This window comes from Cupriavidus consociatus (assembly GCF_017814975.1).
GTDB classification, from domain to species: Bacteria; Pseudomonadota; Gammaproteobacteria; order Burkholderiales; family Burkholderiaceae; genus Cupriavidus; species Cupriavidus consociatus.
In genome coordinates this window covers 1-24,078 of record NZ_JAGIQA010000005.1, presented here as the reverse complement: position 1 = coordinate 24,078, position 24,078 = coordinate 1, and the positions used below count along the sequence as shown (strand labels likewise).

21 protein-coding genes are annotated in these 24,078 nt (G+C 66.1%); 8 read left to right on the top strand and 13 right to left on the bottom strand.

The features are described 5' to 3' along the window. Positions 1 to 1,076 precede the first annotated feature (1,076 nt). From J8I82_RS08465 to J8I82_RS08445, 5 genes are all read left to right on the top strand, one after another. Positions 1,077 to 2,204, top strand: a complete 1,128-nt coding sequence (locus J8I82_RS08465) for an NAD(P)/FAD-dependent oxidoreductase (protein ID WP_209756280.1) — start codon at positions 1,077 to 1,079, stop codon at positions 2,202 to 2,204. A 19-nt stretch (positions 2,205 to 2,223) separates the two neighbouring features. Beyond that, positions 2,224 to 2,925 (top strand): two-component system response regulator CreB, encoded by a 702-nt coding sequence (creB, locus tag J8I82_RS08460; protein WP_209756276.1) that lies wholly within the window; start codon positions 2,224 to 2,226, stop codon positions 2,923 to 2,925. Between the two features lie 7 nt (positions 2,926 to 2,932). Then, on the top strand, positions 2,933 to 4,363 hold the full coding sequence (gene creC / locus J8I82_RS08455; RefSeq protein WP_209756274.1) for a two-component system sensor histidine kinase CreC: 1,431 nt from the start codon (positions 2,933 to 2,935) through the stop codon (positions 4,361 to 4,363). A 131-nt stretch (positions 4,364 to 4,494) separates the two neighbouring features. After that, positions 4,495 to 5,472, top strand: coding sequence for an NAD(P)H-dependent flavin oxidoreductase (locus J8I82_RS08450; RefSeq protein ID WP_209756272.1), 978 nt, complete (start codon positions 4,495 to 4,497; stop codon positions 5,470 to 5,472). An 86-nt stretch (positions 5,473 to 5,558) separates the two neighbouring features. After that, on the top strand, positions 5,559 to 5,960 hold the full coding sequence (locus tag J8I82_RS08445; protein WP_284183045.1) for a YbaN family protein: 402 nt from the start codon (positions 5,559 to 5,561) through the stop codon (positions 5,958 to 5,960). Between the two features lie 216 nt (positions 5,961 to 6,176). On the opposite strand, the gene J8I82_RS08440 is transcribed toward J8I82_RS08445, so the two are convergent. The 7 genes from J8I82_RS08440 to J8I82_RS08410 all read right to left on the bottom strand — a co-directional run bounded on the left by J8I82_RS08440 (position 6,177) and on the right by J8I82_RS08410 (position 15,022). Beyond that, on the bottom strand, positions 6,177 to 7,427 hold the full coding sequence (locus tag J8I82_RS08440) for a phenylacetate--CoA ligase family protein (RefSeq protein ID WP_209756268.1): 1,251 nt from the start codon (positions 7,425 to 7,427) through the stop codon (positions 6,177 to 6,179). Between the two features lie 101 nt (positions 7,428 to 7,528). Further along, entirely contained in the window at positions 7,529 to 8,344 is an 816-nt protein-coding gene (locus J8I82_RS08435) for an ABC transporter ATP-binding protein (RefSeq protein ID WP_029046690.1), read from the bottom strand. Positions 8,345 to 8,546: 202 nt separating this feature from the next. Continuing rightward, positions 8,547 to 9,884: an ABC transporter substrate-binding protein gene (locus tag J8I82_RS08430; RefSeq protein ID WP_209756266.1), complete on the bottom strand. Its 1,338-nt coding sequence runs from the start codon at positions 9,882 to 9,884 to the stop codon at positions 8,547 to 8,549. Between the two features lie 94 nt (positions 9,885 to 9,978). Next, positions 9,979 to 11,055 (bottom strand): branched-chain amino acid ABC transporter permease, encoded by a 1,077-nt coding sequence (locus J8I82_RS08425; RefSeq protein WP_209756264.1) that lies wholly within the window; start codon positions 11,053 to 11,055, stop codon positions 9,979 to 9,981. Between the two features lie 24 nt (positions 11,056 to 11,079). Continuing rightward, positions 11,080 to 11,994, bottom strand: coding sequence for a branched-chain amino acid ABC transporter permease (locus J8I82_RS08420; protein WP_029046687.1), 915 nt, complete (start codon positions 11,992 to 11,994; stop codon positions 11,080 to 11,082). Between the two features lie 83 nt (positions 11,995 to 12,077). After that, positions 12,078 to 13,040: an ABC transporter ATP-binding protein gene (locus tag J8I82_RS08415; RefSeq protein ID WP_209756262.1), complete on the bottom strand. Its 963-nt coding sequence runs from the start codon at positions 13,038 to 13,040 to the stop codon at positions 12,078 to 12,080. Between the two features lie 23 nt (positions 13,041 to 13,063). Continuing rightward, complete coding sequence (locus J8I82_RS08410; RefSeq protein ID WP_209756260.1) at positions 13,064 to 15,022, bottom strand: AMP-dependent synthetase/ligase; 1,959 nt, start codon at positions 15,020 to 15,022, stop codon at positions 13,064 to 13,066. A 279-nt stretch (positions 15,023 to 15,301) separates the two neighbouring features. Between J8I82_RS08410 and J8I82_RS08405 the strand changes: the two genes are divergently transcribed. Continuing rightward, a complete protein-coding gene (locus J8I82_RS08405) occupies positions 15,302 to 15,970 on the top strand; it encodes a Crp/Fnr family transcriptional regulator (RefSeq protein ID WP_209756258.1) in 669 nt (222 codons plus the stop codon). 2 nt (positions 15,971 to 15,972) lie between these two features. Continuing rightward, entirely contained in the window at positions 15,973 to 16,395 is a 423-nt protein-coding gene (locus tag J8I82_RS08400; protein WP_209756256.1) for a DUF3293 domain-containing protein, read from the top strand. A gap of 27 nt (positions 16,396 to 16,422) precedes the next feature. Here the strand turns inward: J8I82_RS08400 and J8I82_RS08395 are convergent, their stop codons facing one another. The 5 genes from J8I82_RS08395 to J8I82_RS08375 form a co-directional block, all read right to left on the bottom strand. Continuing rightward, positions 16,423 to 16,755 (bottom strand): hypothetical protein, encoded by a 333-nt coding sequence (locus tag J8I82_RS08395; protein ID WP_209756254.1) that lies wholly within the window; start codon positions 16,753 to 16,755, stop codon positions 16,423 to 16,425. A gap of 224 nt (positions 16,756 to 16,979) precedes the next feature. Beyond that, the gene (locus J8I82_RS08390) at positions 16,980 to 17,834 is read right to left on the bottom strand and encodes a 3-hydroxybutyryl-CoA dehydrogenase (RefSeq protein ID WP_209756252.1); all 855 of its coding nucleotides are present in this window, start codon (positions 17,832 to 17,834) and stop codon (positions 16,980 to 16,982) included. Positions 17,835 to 17,876: 42 nt separating this feature from the next. Further along, positions 17,877 to 18,314 carry an HIT family protein gene (locus J8I82_RS08385; RefSeq protein WP_209756250.1) on the bottom strand — a complete coding sequence of 146 codons (438 nt, stop codon included), beginning with the start codon at positions 18,312 to 18,314 and terminating at the stop codon, positions 17,877 to 17,879. 146 nt (positions 18,315 to 18,460) lie between these two features. Further along, a complete protein-coding gene (gene icmF / locus J8I82_RS08380; RefSeq protein WP_209756249.1) occupies positions 18,461 to 21,760 on the bottom strand; it encodes a fused isobutyryl-CoA mutase/GTPase IcmF in 3,300 nt (1,099 codons plus the stop codon). 266 nt (positions 21,761 to 22,026) lie between these two features. Further along, positions 22,027 to 22,374 carry a DUF2917 domain-containing protein gene (locus tag J8I82_RS08375; protein WP_209756247.1) on the bottom strand — a complete coding sequence of 116 codons (348 nt, stop codon included), beginning with the start codon at positions 22,372 to 22,374 and terminating at the stop codon, positions 22,027 to 22,029. 163 nt (positions 22,375 to 22,537) lie between these two features. On the opposite strand from J8I82_RS08375, the gene J8I82_RS08370 reads away from it, so the two are divergent. After that, entirely contained in the window at positions 22,538 to 23,944 is a 1,407-nt protein-coding gene (locus J8I82_RS08370; RefSeq protein ID WP_209756245.1) for an aminotransferase-like domain-containing protein, read from the top strand. On the opposite strand, the gene J8I82_RS08365 is transcribed toward J8I82_RS08370, so the two are convergent. Beyond that, positions 23,884 to 24,078 (bottom strand): amino acid permease C-terminal domain-containing protein (locus J8I82_RS08365; RefSeq protein ID WP_280906301.1); only part of this gene is annotated, 195 nt, incomplete at its 5' end. The two genes, J8I82_RS08370 and J8I82_RS08365, sit on opposite strands and share 61 nt — an antisense overlap.

The window sequence follows — 24,078 nt, the reverse complement described above, 5'->3', positions numbered from 1 at the left end:
GGGCGTCACATTGGTTTTCTATGCTTCGGATGCGGTTGTGGCATTGGCAGGTGCCCTGCCGGCTGTATCAGTCTTCGTGGTAATTGATGGCCCCGCGTGTAGCGGGGCGTTTTTTTTGTGTGGGCTGATTTTGGCTTGGCGAATGTGGTCGCTGTTGGTGACATGCTGCCGGCTGTTGAACCGCCTGCTATCGCCGCTGTTGATGACGTGCTGTCGGCTGTTGAACCGCCTGGTTCCGCCCTCCTGGGCGGGTCACTTTTTGTCCGAGCGACAAAAAGTAACCAAAAAGCGCGTCGCCTTAGCGGCTGGCTATCAAGTTGGCGGTGTGGGTGGTTCGGGCGGTGGTGATTTCCGTTCGATGTAGCCAGTGGTTCGAACCTGCTACGCCAAGTGAGTCTGGGATAGTGGCTGCGTCGACCCACCATTGAACGATCCCCATGCCGGGCGTAGGCCGCCTGCTGCCGGCGTCAACGCGAGGACGCCTACGGCTGCGCTGCGCGCGCTCAGTATCGTAGGTCGGGGGCTCAGGCACGGAGCACGTCGCTGCGCTCGCACAGCGCCGTCGGGAAAGACGCAGGGCCTGAAGCCGGGCGAGGACGTGGGCGGCAACCGTGCCTTTAGGGCCGGCGCGCAGCGCAGCCGTAGGCGTTCCTACCATGCCGCCAGCAGCAGGGGCCACCCACAGCTCTGGGCTCGTCCAAACATCGCGTCAACCCCCGAGCCACCGTGGCGCACCAAGGCGTCAGGCAGCCCCGCTCTGCAACGAAGCAAAGCCCCGTTCGAATGCCCCCGCACACTACGATAAGAGTGGCCGGCCCGCAGGGCCGCAAACGCGCTTTTTGGTTACTTTTTGTCGCTCGGACAAAAAGTGACCCGCCCAGGAGGGCGGAACCAGGCGGTTCAACGGCCGACAGCATGTCATCAACGGCGACAACACAGCTTCAAAAGCCGACAGCCTGTCACCAAAAACAACGAGCCACAGCCGCAAAATTCGCCACCCACTTCACATCCACCCCACATTCCCCTCACCCGGCAACACCACACTGGAGTCCCCTTCACCAAGAAGCCACTCCAACATGCCAACCTTCGACTATGACCTCGTAGTATCCGGCGCCAGCTTCGCCGGCGCAGCCTGCGCCCTGGCCGCCGCCCGCGCCGGCCTGCGCGTCCTGGTCCTCGAACGCAAACCCGACCCAGGCGAGAAACTCCACACCACCGGCATCCTCGTCAAGGAAGCCATCGAACAAACCTGGCTGGGCCGCGCCCCCGCCGACTGCATACACCGCGTCAACCGCGTGCGACTCTACTCTCCACGCCTGCGCAGCGTTGACCTGGCTGCCCCAGGCTACTACTTCCACACCACTGATACCCCCAGCCTGATGCGCTGGCTGGCCACCGAGCTGGTGCGCCACGGCGCACTGTTGCGGCTCGGCCAGGCCTTTGTCCGCGCCGTGCCGAGCCGCGGCGGCTGGCACGTGACCGGCGTCGGCACCACCCGTTACCTGATCGGCGCCGACGGCGCCAAATCACGCGTGGCGCAATGCGCAGGCCTGGGCCACACGCACAATTTCCTGTATGGCATCGAATACGAATTCCCCGGCCTGTCCCTCCCCGATCCCGCCATGCTCCATTGCTTCATCACCCGCCGCTTCGCGCCCGGCTACATAGGCTGGATCGCACAGAACCCCACCGGCGTCCAGGCCGGCCTGGCACTCCGCTACCTGCCCCGTCACGGCCGCGCCACCGACCTCGACGGCCTGCTCGCCCATATACGCACCCGCGCCGGCCTGCCCGAACTGACGCGGCCCGCCGCCACGCGCGCCGGCCTGATCCCATGCGGCGGCCCCGCCATGCCACTCGCGCGCGACGGCGTGATCCTGACCGGCGACGCCGCCGGCATCGTCTCGCCGCTGACCGCCGGCGGCATCCACTACGCCTTTGCCCATGGCGAATCCATCGGCAACGCCATCGCCGATCACCTGCTGCACAACGGCCCGGCGCCGGAAGCCGTCGCCACCGTCAGCGCGCCACGCTTTCGCGGCAAGCGAGCGCTGCGCTGGATGTTCGACCGCTTCCAGTGCGACTGGCCCTTCGACCTAATGCTGTATTCACCGCCGCTGCGCTGGGCCGCCGAGCAGATCTATTTCCACAAGCGCCGCGGCGACCAGGCCGCGCCGCCGCCGCGCACCGTGCCCAGCCTCTGACGTGGACTAGAATGCCGGCATGGAACAACCGCGCATCCTGGTGGTGGAAGACGAGCAGGCCATCGCCGACACCATCCTCTACGCCCTGCGCACCGATGGCATGCAGGCCGAGCACTGCACGCTTGGCAGCGCCGCGCTGGCCCGGATGCGCGCCGACGCGGCCGACCTGGTGATCCTGGACGTGGGCCTGCCCGATGTGAACGGCTTCGAGGTCTGCCGCACGCTGCGCACCTTCTGCGATGTGCCGGTGATCTTCCTGACTGCGCGCCATGAAGAGATCGACCGCATCGTCGGCCTGGAGATCGGTGCCGACGACTACGTGGTCAAGCCGTTCTCGCCGCGCGAGCTGGCTGCGCGGGTGCGCGCCATCCTGCGCCGCGCGCGCGGCGGCGCCGCACCCGCACCCGCTGCCACCGACTCGGGCTTCACTCACGACGCCGACGGCGCACGGCTGGCCTACCGCGGCCGCTGGCTGGACCTGACCCGTTACGAATACCTGCTGCTGGCGCTGCTGGTGGCACACCCGGGCCGCATCTACACCCGCGCGCAGCTGATGGAACTGGTCTGGCAGGATGCGCTCGACACCAGCGACCGCACCGTCGACACCCATGTCAAGACGCTGCGCGCCAAGCTGCGCGACGCCACCCCGGAAGGCGAAGGCGCGGAGCGCATCCGCACGCACCGCGGCATGGGCTATTCGCTCGATCCCATGCAGGCCTGAGCGCGCCATGCGGATCGGGCTGCGCATCTTCTTCGGCTTCTTCCTGATCGTCGGCCTGGCGACGGTGCTGACGCTGCGCGTGTTCGTGCAGGAGGTCAAGCCTGGCGTGCGGCAGGCGATGGAAGACACGCTGATCGACACCGCCCACGTGCTGGCCGCGCTCGCCGCGGACGACATGAAGGCCGGGCGCATCGCCGACGGCGACTTCGCGCGGCGCATGGCGGCGCTGCGCGAGGCGCCGGTCAATGCCGACGTATGGGGCCTGCACAAGGACAGCATCGGCTACCGCGTCTATGTCACCGACGCCGGCGGCATCGTCCGCTACGACTCCACCGGCACCGACCTGGGCCGCGACTACTCGCGCTGGAACGATGTCTACCTGACGCTGCGCGGCCAGTACGGCGCGCGCAGCACGCGCAGCGATCCTGAGGACGAGGCCAGCACCGTGATGTATGTGGCCGCCCCCATACGTGATGGCGATCGCATCATCGGCGCGCTCACCGTGGCCAAGCCCAATGCCGCGATGGCGCCCTTCATCGCGCGCAGCCAGCACCGCATCCTGCTGTACGGCGGGCTGCTGATCGGCACCGCGTGCGTGATCGGCGTGGCCTGCACGCTGTGGCTGGTGCGTGGCCTGCGCCAGCTGCGCGGCTATGCGCGGGCGGTGGCCGCCGGCGAGCGCGCCGAGATGCCGCTGCGCGGCGCCAGCGAGCTGGCTGAGCTCGGCCGCGCGGTGCAGGGCATGCGCGAGCGGCTCGAAGACAAGCAATATGTCGAGCACTACATCCACACGCTGACACACGAGATGAAGAGCCCGCTGGCGGCGATCGGCGGCGCCGCCGAGCTGCTGCAGGAAGACATGCCGGCGACGGACCGGGCGCGCTTCGTCGCCAACATCCGCGCGCAGTCGGGCCGGCTGGAAACCATGATCCGCAAGCTGCTGGCGCTGGCGGAGGTAGAACAACGGCAACGGTTGGAAACCCGCGAGCCGGTGCGCCTGGGCGAACTGCTGGTGCAGCTGTGCGCCGAGCTGGAGCCGCGCGCGCGGCAGCGCGGCGTGACACTGCGGCTGGAAGCGCCGCCAGGCCCCGACATGGTGGCGGGCGACCCGTTCCTGCTGCGCCAGGCCATCGCCAACCTCCTGGAAAACGCCATCGACTTCGCGCCCCAGCACAGCGCCATCGGGGTAGCGCTGGAACGGCGCGGTGCGCAGCTGGCGATCACGGTGGCCGACCACGGCCCCGGCATCCCCGACTACGCGCTGCCGCGCGTGTTCGAACGCTTCTACTCGCTGCCGCGCCCGCAAGGGGCCGACAAGAGCACTGGCCTGGGACTGTGCTTTGCGCGCGAGGTGGCGGCGCTGCATCATGGCAGCGTGAGGCTGGCCAACCGGCCGGGCGGCGGCGCGCTGGCCGAGCTGGAGCTACCCGCGGCCTGACCCGCCTGCCATGGCGCGCAGGATCGGCATAGACTTGGGCTTCTAGCGACGCACCCCAGAAACTCCCTATAATCGAACGACCGTTCATTTAGGGCACCTTCAGCGTGCCCGCCAGTGGTTCAGGAGACACCATGCCCGCCGCCAAGCAACTGCCCCAGGTCCTGCAGAACCTGGCCCTGCCCGTGATTGCCTCGCCCATGTTCATCGTCAGCTATCCCGAGTTGGTGCTGGCGCAGTGCAAGGCCGGCATCGTCGGTTCGTTCCCCGCGCTCAATGCGCGCCCGGCGGAGTTGCTCGACGAGTGGCTGACGCAGATCGAGGACGAGCTGGCCGCGTTCAAGGCTGCCAACCCCGGCGCGCCGGTGGGACCGGTCGCGGTCAACCAGATCGTGCATGGCTCGAACGCGCGGCTCGAGCACGACATCAAGGTCTGCGTCGAGCACAAGGTGCCGGTGTTCATCACCTCGCTGCGCGCGCCGCCCAAGGAGCTGATCGATGCGGTGCACAGCTACGGCGGCATCGTGCTGCACGACGTGATCAGCATGCGCCATGCCGAAAAGGCGATCGAGGCCGGCGTCGACGGCCTGATCCTGGTCGCGGCCGGCGCCGGCGGCCATGCCGGCATGCTGTCGCCGTTTGCGCTGGTGGGCGAGGTGCGCAAGATCTTCGACGGCCCGATCGCGCTGTCGGGCTCGATCGCCACCGGCGAGGCGGTGCTGGCGGCGCAGGCCATGGGTGCCGACTTCGCCTACGTGGGCACGCGCTTCATCGCCTCGCAGGAGGCGCACGCTGCCGAAACGTACAAGCAGTCGATCACCAGCTCGGCCGCCGCGGATATCGTCTACACCAACCTGTTCACCGGCGTGCACGGCAACTACATCCGCGAGAGCATCAGCAACGCGGGCCTGGACCCGGACAACCTGCCGGTGGCCGACAAGACCAAGATGGACTTCTCCAGCGGCAGTTCCAAGGCCAAGGCGTGGAAGGACATCTGGGGCGCCGGCCAGGGCGTGGGCCAGATCCACGACATCCCGAGCGCTGGCGAGATCGTCGCGCGCATGAAAGCGGAGTACGATGCGGCCAAGGCGCGGCTGGGGATTTCGCGCTGACCGATCCATTACCGCGGGCCGCTTAGCGGCCCTTTGTCCGACCATTGCGGCCTTCCGACACTGACCTTTCGCCCGATCCTGAAGCCGTGCTAAGCCACCGCCAGCGCGCGCTGCGCGCCGTCTGGGTGGCGCTGGGCGGGCTCTGCCTGCTGCTGGGCGTGATCGGGATCTTCCTGCCGGTGCTGCCGACCACGCCGTTCGTGCTGCTGGCCGCGGCGTGCTTCGCGCGCGGTTCCCGGCGCTTCCACGGCTGGCTGATGGGGCATCCGCGCTTCGGGCCGCTGGTCAGCGACTGGCAGCGGCATCGGAGCATCCCGTTCAAGGCGAAGTGCCTGGCGCTGACAATGATGTGGGTGTCGATGGGGACCACGGCCTGGCTGCTGCGGGGGCGGCCGGTTGCTTCGGCGGCGCTGCTGGCTTGCGCGGTGGGGGTGAGTGTGTGGATGGTCCGGTTGCCAACGCGGCCGGGGGAAGGGCCGGAGGGGTAAGGCTGTGCGGTGGATTTGCGCGCGGCACTTCGTTGATGCGCCGGCCCTCACCCACCCCTCTCCCGCAAGCGGGAGAGGGGTGCGAATGCCGCGGGCGATGGCTAGCTCGAAAGCCCTCATACACCAACGGTTTGCTCCCCTCGCCCGCTTGCGGGAGAGGGGCCGGGGGTGAGGGCCGGCATATCAACGAAGTTCGCTAGCCCGACCACCCGGATTTCACTCATACCGCCGCGCATCCTCGATCACCTTCCCGTCCTGCGGCAATGACCCCGCCGCCACGAACGCCACCTCCCCGCGCAATCGCATCACCTCGCGCAGCGACTCGGCCACCGCGCGCTGCAGTTCCGCATCCTCGCGCGTTGCCTCGCAGCGCAGCGTCATCACGTCCGCGCCAGGGTCGCCGGTCACCACCAGCCGCGCCGCGCGGATCTCCGGATGGCGGCGCAATACGTCGGCCACCTGCCCCGGATGCACGAACATGCCTTTAACCTTGGTCGCCTGGTCCGCGCGTCCCAGCCAGCCCTTGAGCCGGATATTGGTGCGGCCGCACGGGCTCGGCCGCTGCGAGGACTCCGCCACCACAGCCGACAGGTCGCCGGTGCCGAAGCGGATCAGCGGATAGTCGCCGTTGGCCAGCACCGTCACCACCACCTCGCCGGTCTCGCCTTCGGGCATGGGCCGCGTGCCGCCCGGCTCGACGATCTCGACCAGCACGCCCTCGTCCACCACCCAGCCATCGCCGCCCTCGGACTCGTAGGCGATCAGCCCGAGATCCGCGCTGCCGTACATCTGCTGCACGCGCACCCCGCGTTGCTGGAACCACGCACGCAATGACGGCGGCAGCGCCTCGCCGGAGACCAGCGCCTTCGTGAGGCTTGTGCATGGCAGGCCCATCTCGTCGCCGCGTTCCAGCAACAGCTTCAGGAACGAAGGCGTGCCCGCGTAGGCGGCCGGCTGCAGGCTGGCCAGCGCCTGCACCTGCGACTCGGTCTGGCCGACGCCCGCCGGAAATACGCAGCAGCCCAGCTTGTGCGCGCCGGTTTCCATCATCATGCCGGCCGGCGTGAAGTGGTAGGAAAAGGTGTTGTAGACCAGGTCGCCGGCACGGAAACCCGCGGCGTGCATGGCGCGGGCCGTGCGCCACCAGTCGGCGTCGTGGCCGTCGGGCTCGTGGATCGGGCCGGGTGACTGGAATACATGGCGCAGCCTGCCCAGCGGCGTCGCATTGAGGCCGCCCAGCGGCGGCAGCGCGCGCTGGCGCGCGGTCAGGTCGGACTTGCGCGTCACCGGCAACGCTGCCAGCGCTTCACGCGACGTCAGGGAGCGCGGGTCCACATCGCGCAGCAGTTCGGTGAAATACGGCGCGTTGTCGCGCGCATGGGCCACCTGGCGTGCCAGGGCGGCAAGAAGCGCCTGCTCGCGGACTGCCGGCGCGCGGGTTTCGAGCGAATCGAAGTATTCGGGCATGATCAGTGCTGCCGTGAGTGGCAAATGTTTGCATTCATGGTCGGGCGCGTCCGAGGAGTCCGAGGAGTCCGAGAAGGACGCAGCCGGTCTATGCGCCCTTCTCAGGCCAGCCAGCGCTTGCGGCGGCGATAGCTCTTCACGTCGCGGAAGGACTTGCGGGCGCCGCCATCCGCGTCGTTGGCGGCCACGCCCAGGTAGAACTCCTTCACATCCTCGTTGGTGCGCAGCGACTCGGCGTCGCCGTCCATCACCACGCGGCCGTTTTCCAGGATGTAGCCGTAGTCGGCATAGCGCAGCGCCACCATGGTGTTCTGCTCTGCCAGCAGGAAGCTGACCTTCTCGCGCGAATTCAGATCGCGCACGATCTCGAAGATCTCCTCGACGATCTGCGGCGCCAGGCCCATCGACGGCTCGTCGAGCAGGATCATCGCCGGCTTGGCCATCATGGCCCGGCCGATCGCGCACATCTGCTGCTCGCCACCGGAGGTGTAGCCCGCCTGCGACTTGCGGCGCGTCTTCAGGCGCGGGAAGTAGTTGTAGATCTTCTCCAGCTCATCGCGCGTCTGCGAGCGCGACAGGCCGCGCGTATAGGCGCCGGTGAGCAGGTTTTCCTCGATGGTCAGGTGCGCGAAGCAGTGGCGCCCTTCCATCACCTGGATCACGCCACGGCGCACCAGGTCGTTGGGCGTGAGCTGGTCGACGCGGTCGCCGCGGTACTCGATGGTGCCCTTGGTCACGTCGCCGCGCTCGGCGTGCAGCAGGTTGGAGATCGCCTTCAGCGTGGTGGTCTTGCCCGCGCCGTTGGCGCCCAGCAACGCCACGATCTTCCCCTCCGGCACTTCGAGCGAAACGCCCTTGAGCACCAGGATCACGTGATCGTAGATGACTTCGATGTTGTTGATGGATAGGAGGCTCATGGTGCGGGTATGGTGTGACGGTATTGCGTTGAGCTTTCACTGTCCCGACTGGGTTTTCCCTCTCCCTCTGGGAGAGGGTTGGGGTGACGGCGGGCGCGTCGACGAAGTGCTGACGTTCGTCCTGCTGCCAGCGCCCGCCCTCACCCCCGGCCCCTCTCCCGCAAGCGGAAGAGGGGAGCAAACAGTCGGAGGTTGCGGGCCATCAAGACTTCGAGCACCCCGGCGTAATCCCCTTCTCCTTCGCATACTGCGCCGCCGTGGCCTTGAACAGCGGGTGGATCAGGCCCTTGTTGCCCTCGATCCAGTCCGACACCACCACCCACTTGCTGCCATCCCACTGCTGGATCTTCACCTTGCCCGAGCCCTCGTGGTTCTCGCAGCTGGTCTTGATCTCGGGCAGCAGGCCGGTGGCACCCAGCTGCTGCAGGCGCGCGTTGGTCAGGTTCAGGTTCTCGAACGCCCAGCGCATCTGCTCACCCGTCATGGCCTTGCCCTTGCCGAACTTGGCCTGCGCCACGCGCACCGCTTCCACCGTCACCACCGCTGCGGAAACGCCGCGGTTGTACAGCACCGAGCCAATCTTGCCCTTGTCCTGCATGTTGCCCTTGCCGGCGCCGTACACGACCTTCTCGATGTCGGCGATCAGAGGCACGCTCTTGCCCGCGACGTTCCAGGTCGCGCTCATGTAGCCCTTGGAGGCATCACCCGCCGGCACCGTGTCTTCCTCGGAGCCCGCCCACCAGGAGCCGATCATCTTCTCGCGCGAGAAACCCACCTTCTGCGCAGCCTTCAGCGCGGTCTGGTTCATCACGCCCCAGCCCCAGAAGATCACGTAGTCGGGATTCTCCTGGCGGATCTTCAGCCACTGCGCGCCCTGCTCGTTGCCGGGGTGCGCCACCGGGATCTCGACAAGGTTGAACTTGTTGAGCCTGGCCTCGGCCTGCAGCGCCACGATCGGCTCCTTGCCATAGGCCGAGTCGTGGTACAGGTAGACGATCTTCTTGCCGGCCAGCGAGCCGCCGCTCTTGGTCGCCAGGTACTTGACGATGGCCGAGACCTGCATCTGGTACGTGGTCACCAGCGGGAACGCATACGGGAACACCGAGCCATCCACGGCGTCGGTGCGGCCGTAGCCCATCATCACCAGCGGCACCTTGTCAGCGGCGGTCTTGTCGACCAGCGCATAGGAAATGCCGGTGGACATGGCGTGGTACGCCGTGCCCTTGGTAGTCGCGTTCTTCGACTTCAGGCGCTCATAGCACTCCACGCCCTTGGCATTGTTGTACTCGGTTTCGCATTCTTCCCAGCTCAGCTTGACGCCGTTGACGCCGCCGTCCTTCAGGTTGACGTAGTTGAGGTAGTCGATGAAGCCGCCATACCACGACTGCCCGTTGGCGCCATATGGCCCCACGCGATAGCTCGGCAGCGCGACGAACTGCTCGTTGCTTTGCGCCAGTGCCGGCACCGCCGGCGCCAGCAGTGCAGCCGCGGCGCTGACCACCAGGGCGGCGCGTTGCACGTTACGGATCAGGTTGGTCATGACAGTCTCCTTCGCCCTCGGTGGGGCGTTTCGTTATGCGTAGGCTTCAGTACTTCACTCAGGACCTGCGTTCAGACAATAGGATCCCGCTCCGTCAGTGCGGGAACGGCCACAACCTCAGCTTCTCCTTGGCGATCTGCCACAGCCGGGCCAGCCCGTGCGGCTCAACGATCAGGAAGAAGATGATCAGCCCGCCGAACACCATCAGCTGGATGTGCGACACGGTGGCGTTGGTAAAGGGAAGGTGCAGCAGCGACGCCAGCGGCGGCAGCACGTTGTCCAGGAAGATCGGCAGCAGCAGGATGAACGCCGCACCCAGGAACGAGCCCAGGATGCTGCCCACGCCGCCGATGATGATCATGAACAGCACGCGGAACGACAGGTCCAGCGAGAAGCCGTCCGGCTCCACCGAGCCCAGGTAGCAGAACGCATACAGCGCGCCGGCCACACCGCAGTAGAACGAGCTGACCGCAAACGCCATCAGCTTGGTGCGCATCAGCGGGATGCCAATCACCTCGGCCGCTACGTCCATGTCGCGCACCGACATCCAGGCGCGGCCAGTCGCCGACCGCACCAGGTTCTTGGCGATCAGCGCGAGCACCGTGACGATGACCAGCACGAACAGGTACTTCTTCACCGGCGTATCGATGGCAATGCCGAACAGGTCCAGCCGCTGCGCCGTGATCACGCCCGACGAGCTGTTGTTGGAGAACCAGGGGAACTTGGTCAGCGCCCACACCACGAAGAACTGCGCCGCCAGCGTGGCCACCGCCAGGTAGAACCCCTTGATCCGCAGCGAAGGCAGGCCGAACGCCACGCCCACCAGCGCCGCCGACAGCCCGGCCAGCAGGAACGACAGCAGCACCGGGATGCCTTCGATGCGCAACTGGAAGTTGTAGGCCGCGTAGGCCCCCACCGCCATGAAGGCCGCGGTACCGAGCGACAGCTGTCCGGCGTAGCCGGTCAGGATATTGAGGCCCAGTGCCGCCAGCGAGAAGATCAGGAACGGGATCAGGATGGCCGAGAACCAGTATTCCGATCCGACGAACGGGATCGCCACGAACGCCACGGCCATCAGCACGGCAAAGCCGATGCGGTCCTGGCGGATCGGGAAGATCTGGCTGTCGGCAACGTAGCTGGTCTTGAACTGGCCGGCTTCACGATAAAACATGGCAAGTCTCCTGTGCGAAGTCGGTCAGACGCGGTCGATATGTTTCTCGCCGAACAGCCCCTCGGGCCGCACCAGCAGAAACAGCAAGGCAAACACATACGGAAACCACCCTTCGATGCCGCCGAAATTGCCGCCGAAGACCGACTGGAACACCGGCGGGATATAGATCTCGGCCAGCTTCTCCGATGCGCCGATGATCAGCCCGCCGACGATGGCGCCAGGTACTGAAGTAAAGCCACCCAGGATCAGCACCGGCAGCGCCTTCAGCGCGGTCAGCGTCAGCGCAAACTGCACGCCATTGCGCGAGCCCCACAGCATGCCCGCCACCAGCGCGACAAATCCCGCCACACCCCACACGATCGCCCAGATGTTCTGCAGCGGGATGCCCAGCGACAGCGCGGCCTGATGGTCATCCGCCACCGCGCGCAGCGCGCGGCCGACCTTGGTGTACTGGAAGAACAGCGCCAGCGATCCGACCAGCGCGCCGGCAATGGCAGCCGCGGCAAGGTCGAACTTGGAGATGACGATGTTGAAATTGGTCAGGATCGATTCGATCGGCTCGTCGACGATGCCCAGGTTGATCGGGCGCACTTCATTACCGAACAAAAGCGGTCCCAGTCCTTCCAGGAAGAACGACAGCCCGATGGTCGCCATGAACAGCGTGATCGGCGGCTGGTTGACCAGCTTGCGCAGCACGAAGCGCTCGGTGCTCATGCCGACCAGGATCATCACCACGAAGGCGCCGATCACCGCCGCCCACATCGGCATGCCCTTGTCCATCAGACCCACCACCGCCAGCGCGGCAAAGTAGACCATCGCGCCCTGGGCAAAGTTGAACACGCCCGAGGCCTTGTAGATCAGCACGAAGCCCAGCGCCACCAGCGAATACATCAGGCCGGACAGCAGGCCGCCGAGCAGGATTTCAAAGAAGAACGTCATGGTTTGCCTTTGCTTGCCTATCAGCATTGCTCACGCTCTGGTGTTGCTCCCCTCTCCCGCTTGCGGGAGAGGGGAGCAAACAATCAGTGCGATGTTCCCAAATACGCCTTGATCACGTCCGGATTGCCCTTGACCTCCTCGGGCGTCCCATCACCGATCTTCTTGCCGTAGTCCAGCACCACCACGCGGTCCGAAATGTCCATCACCACACCCATGTCGTGCTCGATCAGCACGATGGTGGTGCCGAACTGCCGGTTCACATCGAGGATGAAGCGGCACATGTCCTGCTTCTCTTCCACGTTCATCCCGGCCATCGGTTCGTCGAGCAGCAGCATCGAAGGCTCGGCGGCCAGCGCACGCGCCAGCTCCACGCGCTTCTGCAGGCCATACGGCAGGCGCCCCACCGGCGTCTTGCGGATCGACTGGATCTCCAGGAAATCGATCACCTCTTCCACCTTCTGGCGGTGGCGCATCTCTTCATTGCGTGCCGGCCCCCACCACAGCGCATGCGCGAACAGCCCGGTGCGGAACTGCGTGTTGCGCCCGGTCATGATGTTGTCGAGCACCGTCATGCCCTTGAACAGCGCGATGTTCTGGAACGTGCGCGCGATGCCCTGCCGCGCAGCGGCGGTCGGGTGCATCTGCTTGCGCTCCTCGCCGCGGAACACGATGCGTCCCTGCTGCGGGTGGTACACGCCGTTGATCACGTTCAGCATCGAACTCTTGCCCGCGCCGTTGGGGCCGATGATGGCGCGGATCTCGTGCTCGCAGACGTCGAACGAGATGTCGGTCAACGCTTTCACGCCACCGAACGACAGCGAGATATGCTGCAGGTCCAGGATCACCTCGCCGCCGGTGCGGGCGTGCTCGCCGGTGCGCTGCGCGTGATGCGTGCCGGGTTGCGCGCTGCTGTCGTCCGCCAGTCCCGCCGGGGACAGCGGGCCCGCAGGCGCCATCGCGCCGCTGCCGCCGGCCGCGCTTGCGTCGGTACGTGCGGTGCCGGTCCATTCAGGCTTGCCGCCACCTTGCCAGGCCACTTGCGTCATGTTGATGCCTCCGCCCTATGCTCTTATGCCGCGCGCGCCGCCGCTGGCAGGCGCTTCGCATCGACCAGCTTCAGCGTGGCCGACACGCTGCCTTCGCGCCCGTCTTCGAACTTGACGCGCGTCTCGATGAACTGCTCGGACTTGCCCGCGTAGAGCGCATCCACCAGCACCCCGTATTTCTCGGCGATATAGCCGCGGCGCACCTTGCGCGTGCGCGTCAGCTCGTCGTCGTCCGGGTCCAGCTCCTTGTGCAAAATCAGGAAGCGCGCGACCTGCGAGCCGGCGAGCATGGGGTCGTTGGCGAGGTCGGCATTCACCTGGTTCACGCATTCGCCGATCATCTCGATCACGTCCGGCTGGGCGGCCAGGTCGACATAGCCCGCATACGGCAGGTGGCGGCGCTCGGCCCAGTTGCCCACTGCCTCGAAGTCGATGTTGATGAAGGCGCAGACCTCGTCGCGGCCGTTGCCGAAGGCCACCGCTTCCTTGATGTACGGGAAGAACTTGAGCTTGTTCTCGATGTACTTGGGAGCGAACATCGAGCCGTCGGCGAGCTTGCCCACGTCCTTGGCGCGGTCGATGATCTTCAGGTGGCCGTCGGCATCGATCACGCCGGCGTCGCCGGTCATGAAGTAGCCCTCGTCGTTGATGGCCTCGCGCGTGGCGTCGTCGCGCTTGTAGTAGGACTTGAGCAGGCCCACGCCACGCACCAGCACCTCGCCGTTGTCGGCGATGCGGATTTCCATGCCCGGCGCGGCCGGTCCCACGGAATCGAACTTGACCTGGCCGTCAGGCTGCAGGCACACGTAGGCGCAGGTCTCGGTCTGGCCGTAGAACTGCTTCAGGTTCACGCCGATGGAGCGGTAGAAGCGGAACAGGTCCGGCCCGATCGCCTCGCCCGCGGTATAGCCCACGCGGATGCGGCTCATGCCGAGCACGTTGCGCAGCGGGCCGTAGACCAGCGCTTCGCCCAGCGCATAGCGCGCGCGCTCCATGACAGGCACCGGGCGCCCGTCGAGGATATCCGCGCCGCAGCGGCGCGCCACGTCCATCGCCCAGTGGAACAGCTTGCGCTTGATCCAGCCCGCATCTTCCATGCGGATCATCACCTGCGTCAGGAGGCCTTCATAGATGCGCGGCGGTGCGAAGTAATAGGTCGGGCCGATCTCGCGCAGGTCGGTCATCACGGTCTCGCGCGATTCCGGGCAATTCACCGTGAAGCCCGCCACCATCGCCTGCGCATACGAGAACAGGTTGTCGCCCACCCATGCCATCGGCAGGTACGACAGCACGTCGTCCTTCGCGGTCAGGCGGTCGAACGCGCAGCCATTGCGCGCCGAGCCAATCAGTCCCGCATGCGAATGGCACACGCCCTTGGGCTTGCCGGTGGTGCCGGAAGTGTAGAGGATGATCGCGGTATCGCCAGGCTGGCCGGCGGCAATCGCTTCGTCATAGAAGCCCGGATGCGCCTGGTCATATTCGCGCCCCAGTTCTTGCAGCCGCTCGTACGACATCAGCGAGGGATGCTCGTAGTCGCGCAGGCCGCGTGGGTCTTCATAGATGACGTGGCGCACGGCGCGGCCGGACTCGGCCAGCTGTGCTTCGACTTCCAGCAGCTTGTCGACCTGCTCCTGGTCCTCGACGATGGCAAAGTCGATCTCCGCATCGTTGAGCACGTAGACCATCTCGTTGGCGATGGCGTCCTGGTACAGCGGCACCGGCACGCCGCCCAGCGCCTGCGCCGCGGTCATGGCCCAGTACAGGCGGGGGCGGTTGTCGCCCACCACCGCCAGGTTCATGCCGCGCTTGAATCCGAGTGCGGCCAGACCACATGCCAGCGCCCTCACCTGCTGTGCCGCCTGGGCCCAGCTGTATGTCTGCCAGATGCCGAGATCCTTTTCGCGATAGGCCGGATGATCCGGCCGCTGCTGGGCGTGCGCCAGCAGCCATCGCGGGAAGGTCGTCGCCGACGATTCCTGCATCGCTGTCTCCTGTCCCTCCGGCGTGGGGGTCCACGCCCGGTGTCAAGCGCCGGTCCGGTCGTTATACTTGGCTTGCTTTGCCCGGCGGCATCTGCCGCATCGCATCAAGCCCGTCTGTGCCTTGTCTGGAGGGGCCGGGGGAAGCGTCTTCTGCCTTCCCGGCGTGCCCCTTCTGGCACCCGCGGTTCCGTTGTGATCGTACGATAGCCCATGCCAACCACCGGGGTTGTCACGCCGGTGACAATTCCGGGTTAATCCCTACGGGAGCTTTTTCAGGCCATGCTGAACGATTTTGTCGACCGCTGCGTGTGGGCAGCAGACCTGAGCCCCGCGCAACGTGAACGCGTGCGCCGCGCGATGTGCGTGCGTGAATACAACCAGGGCGACTACGTCTGCCACAAGGGAGACAAAGCCGAGCATTGGATGGGCGTGCTGGAGGGCATCGTCAAGATCACCACGGTCTCGCCCTCGGGCAAGTCGGTGACCTTTACCGGCGTGCCCACCGGCGGCTGGTTTGGCGAAGGTGCGGTGCTCAAGTCGGAGATCCGCAAGTACGACGTGATGGCGCTGCGCCGCTCGACCATCGCTTTCCTGCCGCTCGAGACTTTTCAGTGGCTGCTGGAGACCAGCCTGCCGTTCACGCGTTTCCTGCTGACACAGCTCAACGAGCGCCTGGGCCAGTTCATCGCGGCGGTGGAATACGAACGCTCGCTCGATATCGATTCACGCGTGGCGCGCGCGGTGTCGTCGCTGTTCAATGAGCACCTTTACCCGGGCATCGGCAAGACGCTGGAGATCTCGCAGGAAGAGATCGGCCTGCTCGCCGGCATTTCGCGCCAGCGCGCCAACCAGGCGCTCAAGGTGCTGGAGCAACAGAAACTGGTGCGGGTGGACTACGGCGTGATCGAAGTGCTGGACCTGGACGGCTTGCGGCAGTACGGGGAGTAGCGGTGGCCACCGTCATCGACGCAGCCACGCTGCAGGCCTATCGCGAAACGCACTATCGCGTGCTGGGCGATGCGCCGATGACCTTGCGGGTCGGGCAGGCCAGCGCGCCGCTGGCAACGCTGCACAAGTTGCTTGGCGTAGCGTGCAGTGCCTTCATTACCGCGGCCAACCCCTTCAGCCAGCGTTGCGATGACGCCGCCAACGCGGCGCGCCAGCAGGCGCTGGCGCAGGACGTAGCGGCAATGGGATTGCGTGCGATCGAGGCCGCCGGCGAACATCCCGCCAACGGCTGGCCGGCCGAGCCCAGCTATCTGGTGCCGGGCCTGTCGCTTGAAGATGCGCGCTTGCTGGGCGAGAAATACGGCCAGAACGCGGTGGTGTGGAGCGGCGCCGACGCGGTGCCGCGGCTGGTGCTGCTGCGCTGAGCGGCGGCGCCTCGGCGCCGCGGCCGCTCAGTGGCGGTGCCCGTGATGGCCATGTCCGTGGCCATGTCCGTGGCGATGGTGGTGGTGCCCATGGTGGCGATGGTGATGGCGGTGCCCATGCCACTCATGCCGCCCATACCAGCGGCGGCCGTCCCAGTAACGGTCACCATGCCAGCCGTGATAACGCGGCGCATAGACTACCGGCGGCGGCGGCGCCACATAGACCGGCGCAGGGGCAACATAGACCGGCGCGGGCGTGCCAATATGCACACCGACATCGACATGGGCCATGGCGGAACGGGCGGCAAGCAGCGACATCGCGCCCGCCAGCAGGGCAGCTATAAGAACCGGAGGCAGCATTGGGTATCTTTTTTGTCGTAAATGGAATGGGTGCACTGTACCCGGCATTCCTGTTACTGGATGCGGCGGAGTGTTTCCATTTATAACGACGTGTAAGCGGGATTTTGGCGAAAGGTCCCAATCGGGGAAATGACAGGAGCCGCACGCGGCAGCCCCTGAAGCGGTACAGCCGGACGTCGCCCCGGCACGGAGCGACGCATCATCCGCAGCAAGTGCCGCATGAATTACTTGCTGTAGACGTAAACGCCGCGGCCCGTCTTGCGGCCCAGATAACCCGCAGCCACCATCTCGCGCATCAGCATCGCCGGGCGGTACTTCGGGTCGGCGAATTCGGTGTACAGCACTTCCATCACGGCCAGCATGGTGTCCAGGCCGATCATGTCGGCCAGCGCCAGCGGCCCGATCGGGTGGTTGCAGCCCAGCTTCATGCCCTCGTCGATCTCTTCCGGCGAGGCCAGGCCTTCGCCCAGGACGCAGAAGGCTTCATTGATCATCGGGCACAGGATGCGGTTGACGACAAAGCCGGGGCTGTTCTTGACCGTGATCGGGTACTTGCCCAGCTCCTTGGCCAGCGCATCCACGGCGGCATGGGTAGCGTCGCTGGTTTGCAGGCCGCGGATCAGTTCGACCAGGGCCATCACCGGCACCGGGTTGAAGAAGTGCATGCCGATAAAGCGGTCCGCGCGCGAGGTCACCGCGGCCAGCTTGGTGATCGAGATCGACGAGGTGTTGGACGCGATGATCACGTTCTCGCCGACGATGCTGTCGATCTGCTTGAGGATCTTGACCTTCAGGTCATAGTTCTCGGTGGCGGCCTCGATCACGATGTCGGTCGCCTTGAGATCGTCATACGACGTGCTGCCCTGGATGCGCGCCAGCGCGTCGGCCTTCTGCGCCTCGGTCAGCTTCTCCTTCTTGATCAGCCGGTCCAGGCTGCCCGCCACGGCGGCCACGCCCTTCTGCACGGCGGCGTCGCTGATATCGACCATCACCACGTTCAGTCCCACCACCGCGCAGGCCTGGGCGATGCCATTGCCCATGGTGCCGGCACCGACGATACCTACTGTCCTGATTGCCATCTTCTCTTCCTCTGTTTGCTGGTTGCTTATCGATGTCTGGTGTCAGTCCGCCTGCTGGCCCAGCGCGGCGATGATGCGCTCGGCATGCCCCTTGAGCACTTCCGGCTCCTGCATGTCGCGCGCATGGCCGCGCAGCGCCTGGTCGTTGTAGCGCGGCACGATATGGAAATGGATATGCGGCACGGTCTGGCCCGCCGCTGCGCCGTTGAACTGGCCGATCGAGATGCCGTCCGGGCTGAAGGCCGCACGCACCGCGCGCGCCACGCGCTGGGTAGCCACGATGGCCGCCTGTGCGGCTTGCTCCGACAGGTCGAAGAGATTGACCGCGGCTTCCTTGGGCACCACCAGCGTATGGCCGTCGGCCTGCGGCATGATGTCCATGAAGGCGATGGTGTCGTCGTCCTCGTACACCTTGATGCACGGCATCTCGCCGCGCAGGATCTTGGCAAAGATATTGTTCGGGTTGTACTGGCTGTCCATGGTCTTGTCTTGCGGTTGTCTCTGGATTTGTTGCTGCCTGGCGCTATGTTGCGCTTACGGTGCGGCGCAGCATTCGAGTGTAACGCAGGGCGGCCCTTCACCGCGGCCGCCCCTGCGCGATTACCGGTCACCGCGTGGATCCGGGTCTACATATTGCGCCGGTATTGCCCGCCGACCTCGAACAGCGCGTGCGTGATCTGCCCCAGCGAGCAGACCCGCACCGCGTCCATCAGCACCGCGAACACGTTCTGGTTGTCGATCACCGCCTGGCGCAGCCGCTGCAGCATCGCCGGCGCCTCGACGGCATGGAACTGCTGGAACGCGTGCAGGCGGTCCAGCTGGCTCTGCTTCTCGGCCTCGCTCGAGCGCGCCAGCTCCAGCTTTTGCGGAACCGGGTCGCCATCCGGGTTGCGGAAGGTGTTCACGCCGATGAGCGGCAGCGTGCCGTCGTGCTTGAGCTGCTCGTAGTAGAGCGATTCTTCCTGGATCTTGCCGCGCTGGTAGCCGGTCTCCATCGCACCCAGCACGCCGCCGCGCTCGGCGATGCGCTCGAACTCCTGCAGCACCGCTTCTTCCACCAGGTCGGTCAGTTCCTCGATCAGGAAGCTGCCCTGGTTGGGGTTCTCGCACTTCGCCACGCCCCATTCGCGGTTGATGATCAGCTGGATCGCCAGGGCGCGGCGCACCGATTCGCCGGTGGGCGTGGTGATGGCCTCGTCGTAGGCATTGGTGTGCAGCGAATTGCAGTTGTCGTAGATCGCGATCAGCGCCTGCAGCGTGGTGCGGATATCGTTGAAATCGATCTCCTGCGCATGCAGCGAGCGCCCCGAGGTCTGGATGTGGTACTTGAGCTTCTGGCTGCGCTCGTTGGCGCCGTACTTGTCGCGCATCGTCACCGCCCAGATGCGGCGCGCGACGCGGCCGAGCACGCTGTATTCCGGATCCATGCCGTTGGAGAAGAAGAACGACAGGTTGGGCGCGAAGTCGTCAATGTGCATGCCGCGCGCCAGGTACGCCTCGACGTACGTGAAGCCATTGGCGAGCGTGAAGGCGAGCTGCGAGATCGGATTCGCGCCAGCCTCGGCGATGTGGTAGCCGGAGATCGACACCGAGTAGAAGTTGCGCACCTGGTGGTGCACGAAGTACTCCTGGATATCGCCCATCACCTTGAGCGAGAACTCGGTGGAGAAGATGCAGGTGTTCTGGCCCTGGTCTTCCTTCAGGATATCGGCCTGCACCGTGCCGCGTACGTTCTGCAGCACCCAGGCGCGGATCTTGGCCTCTTCGTCGGCGGTCGGTTCGCGCTGGTTGTCGGCGCGGAACTTGTCGAGCTGCTGGTCGATGGCGGTGTTCATGAACATCGCCAGGATGGTCGGCGCGGGGCCGTTGATGGTCATCGACACCGACGTCGACGGGTTGGTCAGGTCGAAGCCGTCATACAGCACCTTCAGGTCGTCGAGCGTGGCGATAGAAACGCCCGAGTTGCCGACCTTGCCGTAGATATCAGGACGCATGTGCGGGTCTTCGCCATACAGCGTGACGGAGTCGAACGCGGTCGACAGGCGCTTGGCGTCCATGCCCTCGGACACCAGCTTGAAGCGCCGGTTGGTGCGGAAGGCATCGCCCTCGCCGGCGAACATGCGCGTCGGGTCCTCGTTCTCGCGCTTGAAGGCAAAGACGCCGGCGGTGTACGGGAAGCTGCCGGGCACGTTCTCGCGCATCAGCCACTTCAGCACCTCGCCGTCGTCCTCGAAGCGCGGCAGCACCACTTTGCGCACCTTGGTGCCTGACAGCGTCGTCGTGACGAGGCCGGTGCGGATTTCCCTGTCGCGGATCTTCACCACGTATTCGTCGCCGCTATAGGCTTCGCGCATCTGCGGCCACATCGCCAGCAGCTTGCGCTCGACCTGGCCGAGCGCGCTGTCGCGTTCGGCGGCGAGTGCATCGAGTGCGTTGCCGCCGTCGCCTTGGCCTTGCGCGGCCTGCAGCATGCGGCTCGATTCGCGCAACTGCTGGCGCTCGCGCGCTATCCGGCTTTGCTCGGCCACGCGGCGGTGGTAAGCACGCACGGTGTCGGCCAGCTCGGCGAGGTAGCGGCTGCGTGCCGGCGGCACAATCACGTTCTGGCCGGTAGAGATGCGCCCCCACAGCTCAGGCAGCGCGCCGGGCCGCACCTTCAGGCCGCGCTCGGCCAGCGCCGCGCGCAACCCCTGGTACAGCATGGTCACGCCATCGTCATTGAAGCGCGACGCCTGCGTGCCGTACACCGGCATGTCCTCGGCCTTGCCATGCCATTGCTCGCGGTTGCGCTGCACCTGCTTGGCCACGTCGCGCCACGCATCCTGCGCGCCCTTGCGGTCGAACTTGTTGATGGCGACAAAGTCGGCAAAGTCGAGCATGTCGATCTTCTCGAGCTGGCTGGCCGCGCCGAACTCGGGCGTCATCACGTACAGCGACAGGTCCACGTGCGGCACGATCGCGGCGTCGCCCTGTCCGATGCCCGAGGTCTCCACGATCACCAGGTCGAAGCCCGCCACCTTGCATGCCGCGATCACGTCCGGCAATGCCTGCGAGATCTCCGACCCCGCCTCGCGCGTGGCCAGCGAGCGCATGAAGATGTTCGGATGGCTGATCGCGTTCATGCGGATGCGGTCGCCCAGCAGCGCGCCGCCCGACTTGCGGCGGGACGGATCGATCGAGATCACTGCGATCGACAACGCGTCCTGCTGGTCGAGGCGGAAGCGCCGGATCAGTTCGTCGGTCAGCGAAGACTTGCCGGCGCCGCCAGTGCCGGTGATGCCGAGGACCGGAATCGATGCCTGCTTTGCCCGCGCATGCATCGCCTGCACCAGCGCGGAATCGGCCTTGCCGTTTTCGAGCGCGGTTATCAGCTGCGCCAGCGCGCGGCGGTCGCCGCTGGCTACCGGATCGAGCGAAGTGGGCGCGTAGCACGACAGGTCGATGTCGCAACGCTGCACCATGTCGGCAATCATGCCGGCCAGGCCCATGCGTTGCCCGTCTTCCGGGCTGTAGATGCGCACCACGCCGTAGGCCTGCAGCTCACGGATCTCGTCCGGCACGATCACGCCGCCGCCGCCGCCGAAGACCTGCACATGCTCGCCGCCCTTTTCGCGCAGCAGGTCGACCATGTACCGGAAATACTCGACGTGGCCGCCCTGGTAGCTGGAAATGGCAATGCCCTGCGCGTCTTCCTGCAAGGCCGCCGTGACCACTTCCTCGACCGAGCGGTTGTGGCCCAGGTGGATCACCTCGCAGCCGTGCGACTGCAGGATGCGGCGCATGATGTTGATCGAGGCGTCATGGCCGTCGAACAGCGACGCCGCCGTGACAAAGCGCACCTTGTTGGCCGGACCGCGGCCCTGCTCCGCCGGCTTGGGCTGCGGCGCGCCGCGGCGCGCATCATGCACATCGGAAAGGTCGGTCATTGTCTCCACCGTCTCTGGGTGTTGGCTGCTACCGCGAGGGTCCGCCTGGGGTGCTGGTCTGTGCCGGTTTGGCCGGAACTGCGCGGGCTGGCCCCGGGTTGGGGCTCCTCGATTATATGACGTTGACGTAAACGTCAATCAATGGGGCAGAACCCCAACGGCGCGGCGCAGCGGTGCTTATAGAGTAGGTGCCCGCGGTGGATAGCAGGCAAGCAAAAGGCCACCTCGCGGTGGCCTTCCTGGTACTTCGCCAGCAATGCCGGATATCACCGGCACAACGCCCATATCCGCGGGCATTCCCCAAACGCATCCGTGCTGTGTTCTTCGACCCGATGCCGCAGCGCGTGCAGCCACGCCGCCATCCGCCGCATCGACCACGGTGCGGGCGTCTGTGCCAGCGTGAAGCGTGCCCCCGGGCCATCGCCCGACAGCCATACGCGATAGCCTTCCGGCAGCGCCAGTTCCTGGCCGGGTTCCAGCCAGATATCGTTGGGATTGCCCTCTACCGTCACCCACAGCTTGCCCGACGCCGCGCAGACGGTCTGCCCGTAACCGGCGCGCCAGCTCACTGGCTGCCCGGGCTCGTCCAGTTCGAAAGTCCGTAGTTCGCGCATGATGCACTCCTTGTCAGCCTGGCGGTCTCGATATCCCCGCCACGCATCCATTATTCGCATCCCTCACGACAATCCCATGTACAGTTGTGAACAGTTTTCGATGAACTGTTCAGTAGTTTTCCCTGACAGTTGCATATCCCGGTTTCCCCCGGCTGCCCTGCCTATGAAACTTATCTTAGATGCTTCCACCGGAATTCCATTGACCGATCAGATCGTCAATGGCGTGAAGTCGTGGATCGGCAACCGCGAGGCCCGGCCGGGGGCAAAACTGCCGTCGATCCGCCAGCTGGCTGCGGAAAACGGCATCAGCCGCTTCCCCGTGATCGAGGCTTATGACCGGCTGGTGTCGCAGGGGCTGCTGGATTCGCGGCAGGGATCGGGCTTCTACGTGGCGGACAGCCCGCTCGCGGGGCGCTCGGCGCGCGGCTGGTCGGATCCCAGCCTGGCGGAGGATCTTTCCGACCACATCCTGGAGCAGTTCAACCATCCCAGCAGCACGCTGAAACTGGCCGGCGGCTTCGTGCCCGAGACCTGGCGCGACGTGGAAGGACTGCAGCAGGCGATCCGCGCGATCTCGCGCACCGAGATTGAAAGCGTGATCGACTATGCCACGCCGCTGGGCCATCCGGAACTGCGCCGGCAGGTGCTGCTGCGCGTACGCCAGCTCGGCATCGCGGCCGAGTTGCCGCAAGTGCTGATTACCAGCGGTGCCAGCCAGGCGCTGGACCTGGTGGTGCGCCACCTGCTCAAGCCGGGTGATACCGTGTTCGTGGAGGATCCCGGCTACTACAACCTGTTCGGCCTGCTGCGGCTGCATGGCGTGCAACTGGTGGGCGTGCCGCAGACGCCCCACGGGCCGGACCCCGACGCGTGCGAGGCGCTGCTGCGCCAGCACAAGCCCAAGCTGTTCTTCACCAACAGCGTGCTGCAGAACCCAACCGGCTCCACGCTGGCGCCGCCGGTCGCGTTCCGGCTGCTGGAGCTGGCGCGCCGGCACGGCTTCCGCTTTGTCGAGGACGATATCTTCTCGGACTTCCAGACGCACTTCACCGACCGGCTGGCCACGCTGGACCAGCTGGAGCATGTGATCTACATCGGCGGGTTTTCCAAGACGGTGTCGGCGTCGCTGCGGATCGGCTACGTGGTGGCGGACAAGGCGCTCGTCAAGGACCTGGTCGACGTCAAGGTGCTGACCAGCGTCGCCGGCTCGCATTTCGCGGAAGCGGTGACGGCGGCGCTGCTGGAGCGCGGCGGCTATCGCAAATACGTCGAGCGGCTGCGCCTGCGCGTGCGCGAGGCGTCGGCCAACGCGGTGCGGCAGCTGGCCGGCTGCGGCTGGGACGTGTTCTGCGAGCCCAGCGGCGGCAATTTCCTGTGGGCGCGGCCGCCCTTCATCGAGGATTCGCGCGACCTGGTGACGCTGGGCGAGGAATACGGCGTGACGCTGGCGCCGGGCAATTACTTCCGGCCCGGCGGCGAGACCTCGGCCTGGATTCGCATCAACGCCGCCTATGCCAACGAGCCGCGCGCGGTGGCCTTCATGAAGGCCGCGTCGGAGCGCCGCGCGTAGGCGAAGTAGATCACCAGCCCCAGCGCCAGCCATACCAGGAAGGCGATCCAGGTCAGTGCCTGCAGGTGCGCCATCAGGAACAGGCAGAAGCCGATCGCCAGCAGCGGCACCACCGGCACGCCCGGGCAGCGGAA

Excerpts from the sequence above, each read along its gene's own strand:
- J8I82_RS08465 (WP_209756280.1), top strand. The coding sequence starts at position 1,077 with ATGCCAACCTTCGACTATGACCTCGTAGTATCCGGCGCCAGCTTCGCC.
- creB (WP_209756276.1), top strand. The coding sequence starts at position 2,224 with ATGGAACAACCGCGCATCCTGGTGGTGGAAGACGAGCAGGCCATCGCC.
- creC (WP_209756274.1), top strand. The coding sequence starts at position 2,933 with ATGCGGATCGGGCTGCGCATCTTCTTCGGCTTCTTCCTGATCGTCGGC.
- J8I82_RS08450 (WP_209756272.1), top strand. The coding sequence starts at position 4,495 with ATGCCCGCCGCCAAGCAACTGCCCCAGGTCCTGCAGAACCTGGCCCTG.
- J8I82_RS08440 (WP_209756268.1), bottom strand. The coding sequence starts at position 7,427 with ATGCCCGAATACTTCGATTCGCTCGAAACCCGCGCGCCGGCAGTCCGC.
- J8I82_RS08435 (WP_029046690.1), bottom strand. The coding sequence starts at position 8,344 with ATGAGCCTCCTATCCATCAACAACATCGAAGTCATCTACGATCACGTG.
- J8I82_RS08430 (WP_209756266.1), bottom strand. The coding sequence starts at position 9,884 with ATGACCAACCTGATCCGTAACGTGCAACGCGCCGCCCTGGTGGTCAGC.
- J8I82_RS08425 (WP_209756264.1), bottom strand. The coding sequence starts at position 11,055 with ATGTTTTATCGTGAAGCCGGCCAGTTCAAGACCAGCTACGTTGCCGAC.
- J8I82_RS08420 (WP_029046687.1), bottom strand. The coding sequence starts at position 11,994 with ATGACGTTCTTCTTTGAAATCCTGCTCGGCGGCCTGCTGTCCGGCCTG.
- J8I82_RS08415 (WP_209756262.1), bottom strand. The coding sequence starts at position 13,040 with ATGACGCAAGTGGCCTGGCAAGGTGGCGGCAAGCCTGAATGGACCGGC.
- J8I82_RS08410 (WP_209756260.1), bottom strand. The coding sequence starts at position 15,022 with ATGCAGGAATCGTCGGCGACGACCTTCCCGCGATGGCTGCTGGCGCAC.
- J8I82_RS08405 (WP_209756258.1), top strand. The coding sequence starts at position 15,302 with ATGCTGAACGATTTTGTCGACCGCTGCGTGTGGGCAGCAGACCTGAGC.
- J8I82_RS08395 (WP_209756254.1), bottom strand. The coding sequence starts at position 16,755 with ATGCTGCCTCCGGTTCTTATAGCTGCCCTGCTGGCGGGCGCGATGTCG.
- J8I82_RS08390 (WP_209756252.1), bottom strand. The coding sequence starts at position 17,834 with ATGGCAATCAGGACAGTAGGTATCGTCGGTGCCGGCACCATGGGCAAT.
- J8I82_RS08385 (WP_209756250.1), bottom strand. The coding sequence starts at position 18,314 with ATGGACAGCCAGTACAACCCGAACAATATCTTTGCCAAGATCCTGCGC.
- icmF (WP_209756249.1), bottom strand. The coding sequence starts at position 21,760 with ATGACCGACCTTTCCGATGTGCATGATGCGCGCCGCGGCGCGCCGCAG.
- J8I82_RS08375 (WP_209756247.1), bottom strand. The coding sequence starts at position 22,374 with ATGCGCGAACTACGGACTTTCGAACTGGACGAGCCCGGGCAGCCAGTG.
- J8I82_RS08370 (WP_209756245.1), top strand. The coding sequence starts at position 22,538 with ATGAAACTTATCTTAGATGCTTCCACCGGAATTCCATTGACCGATCAG.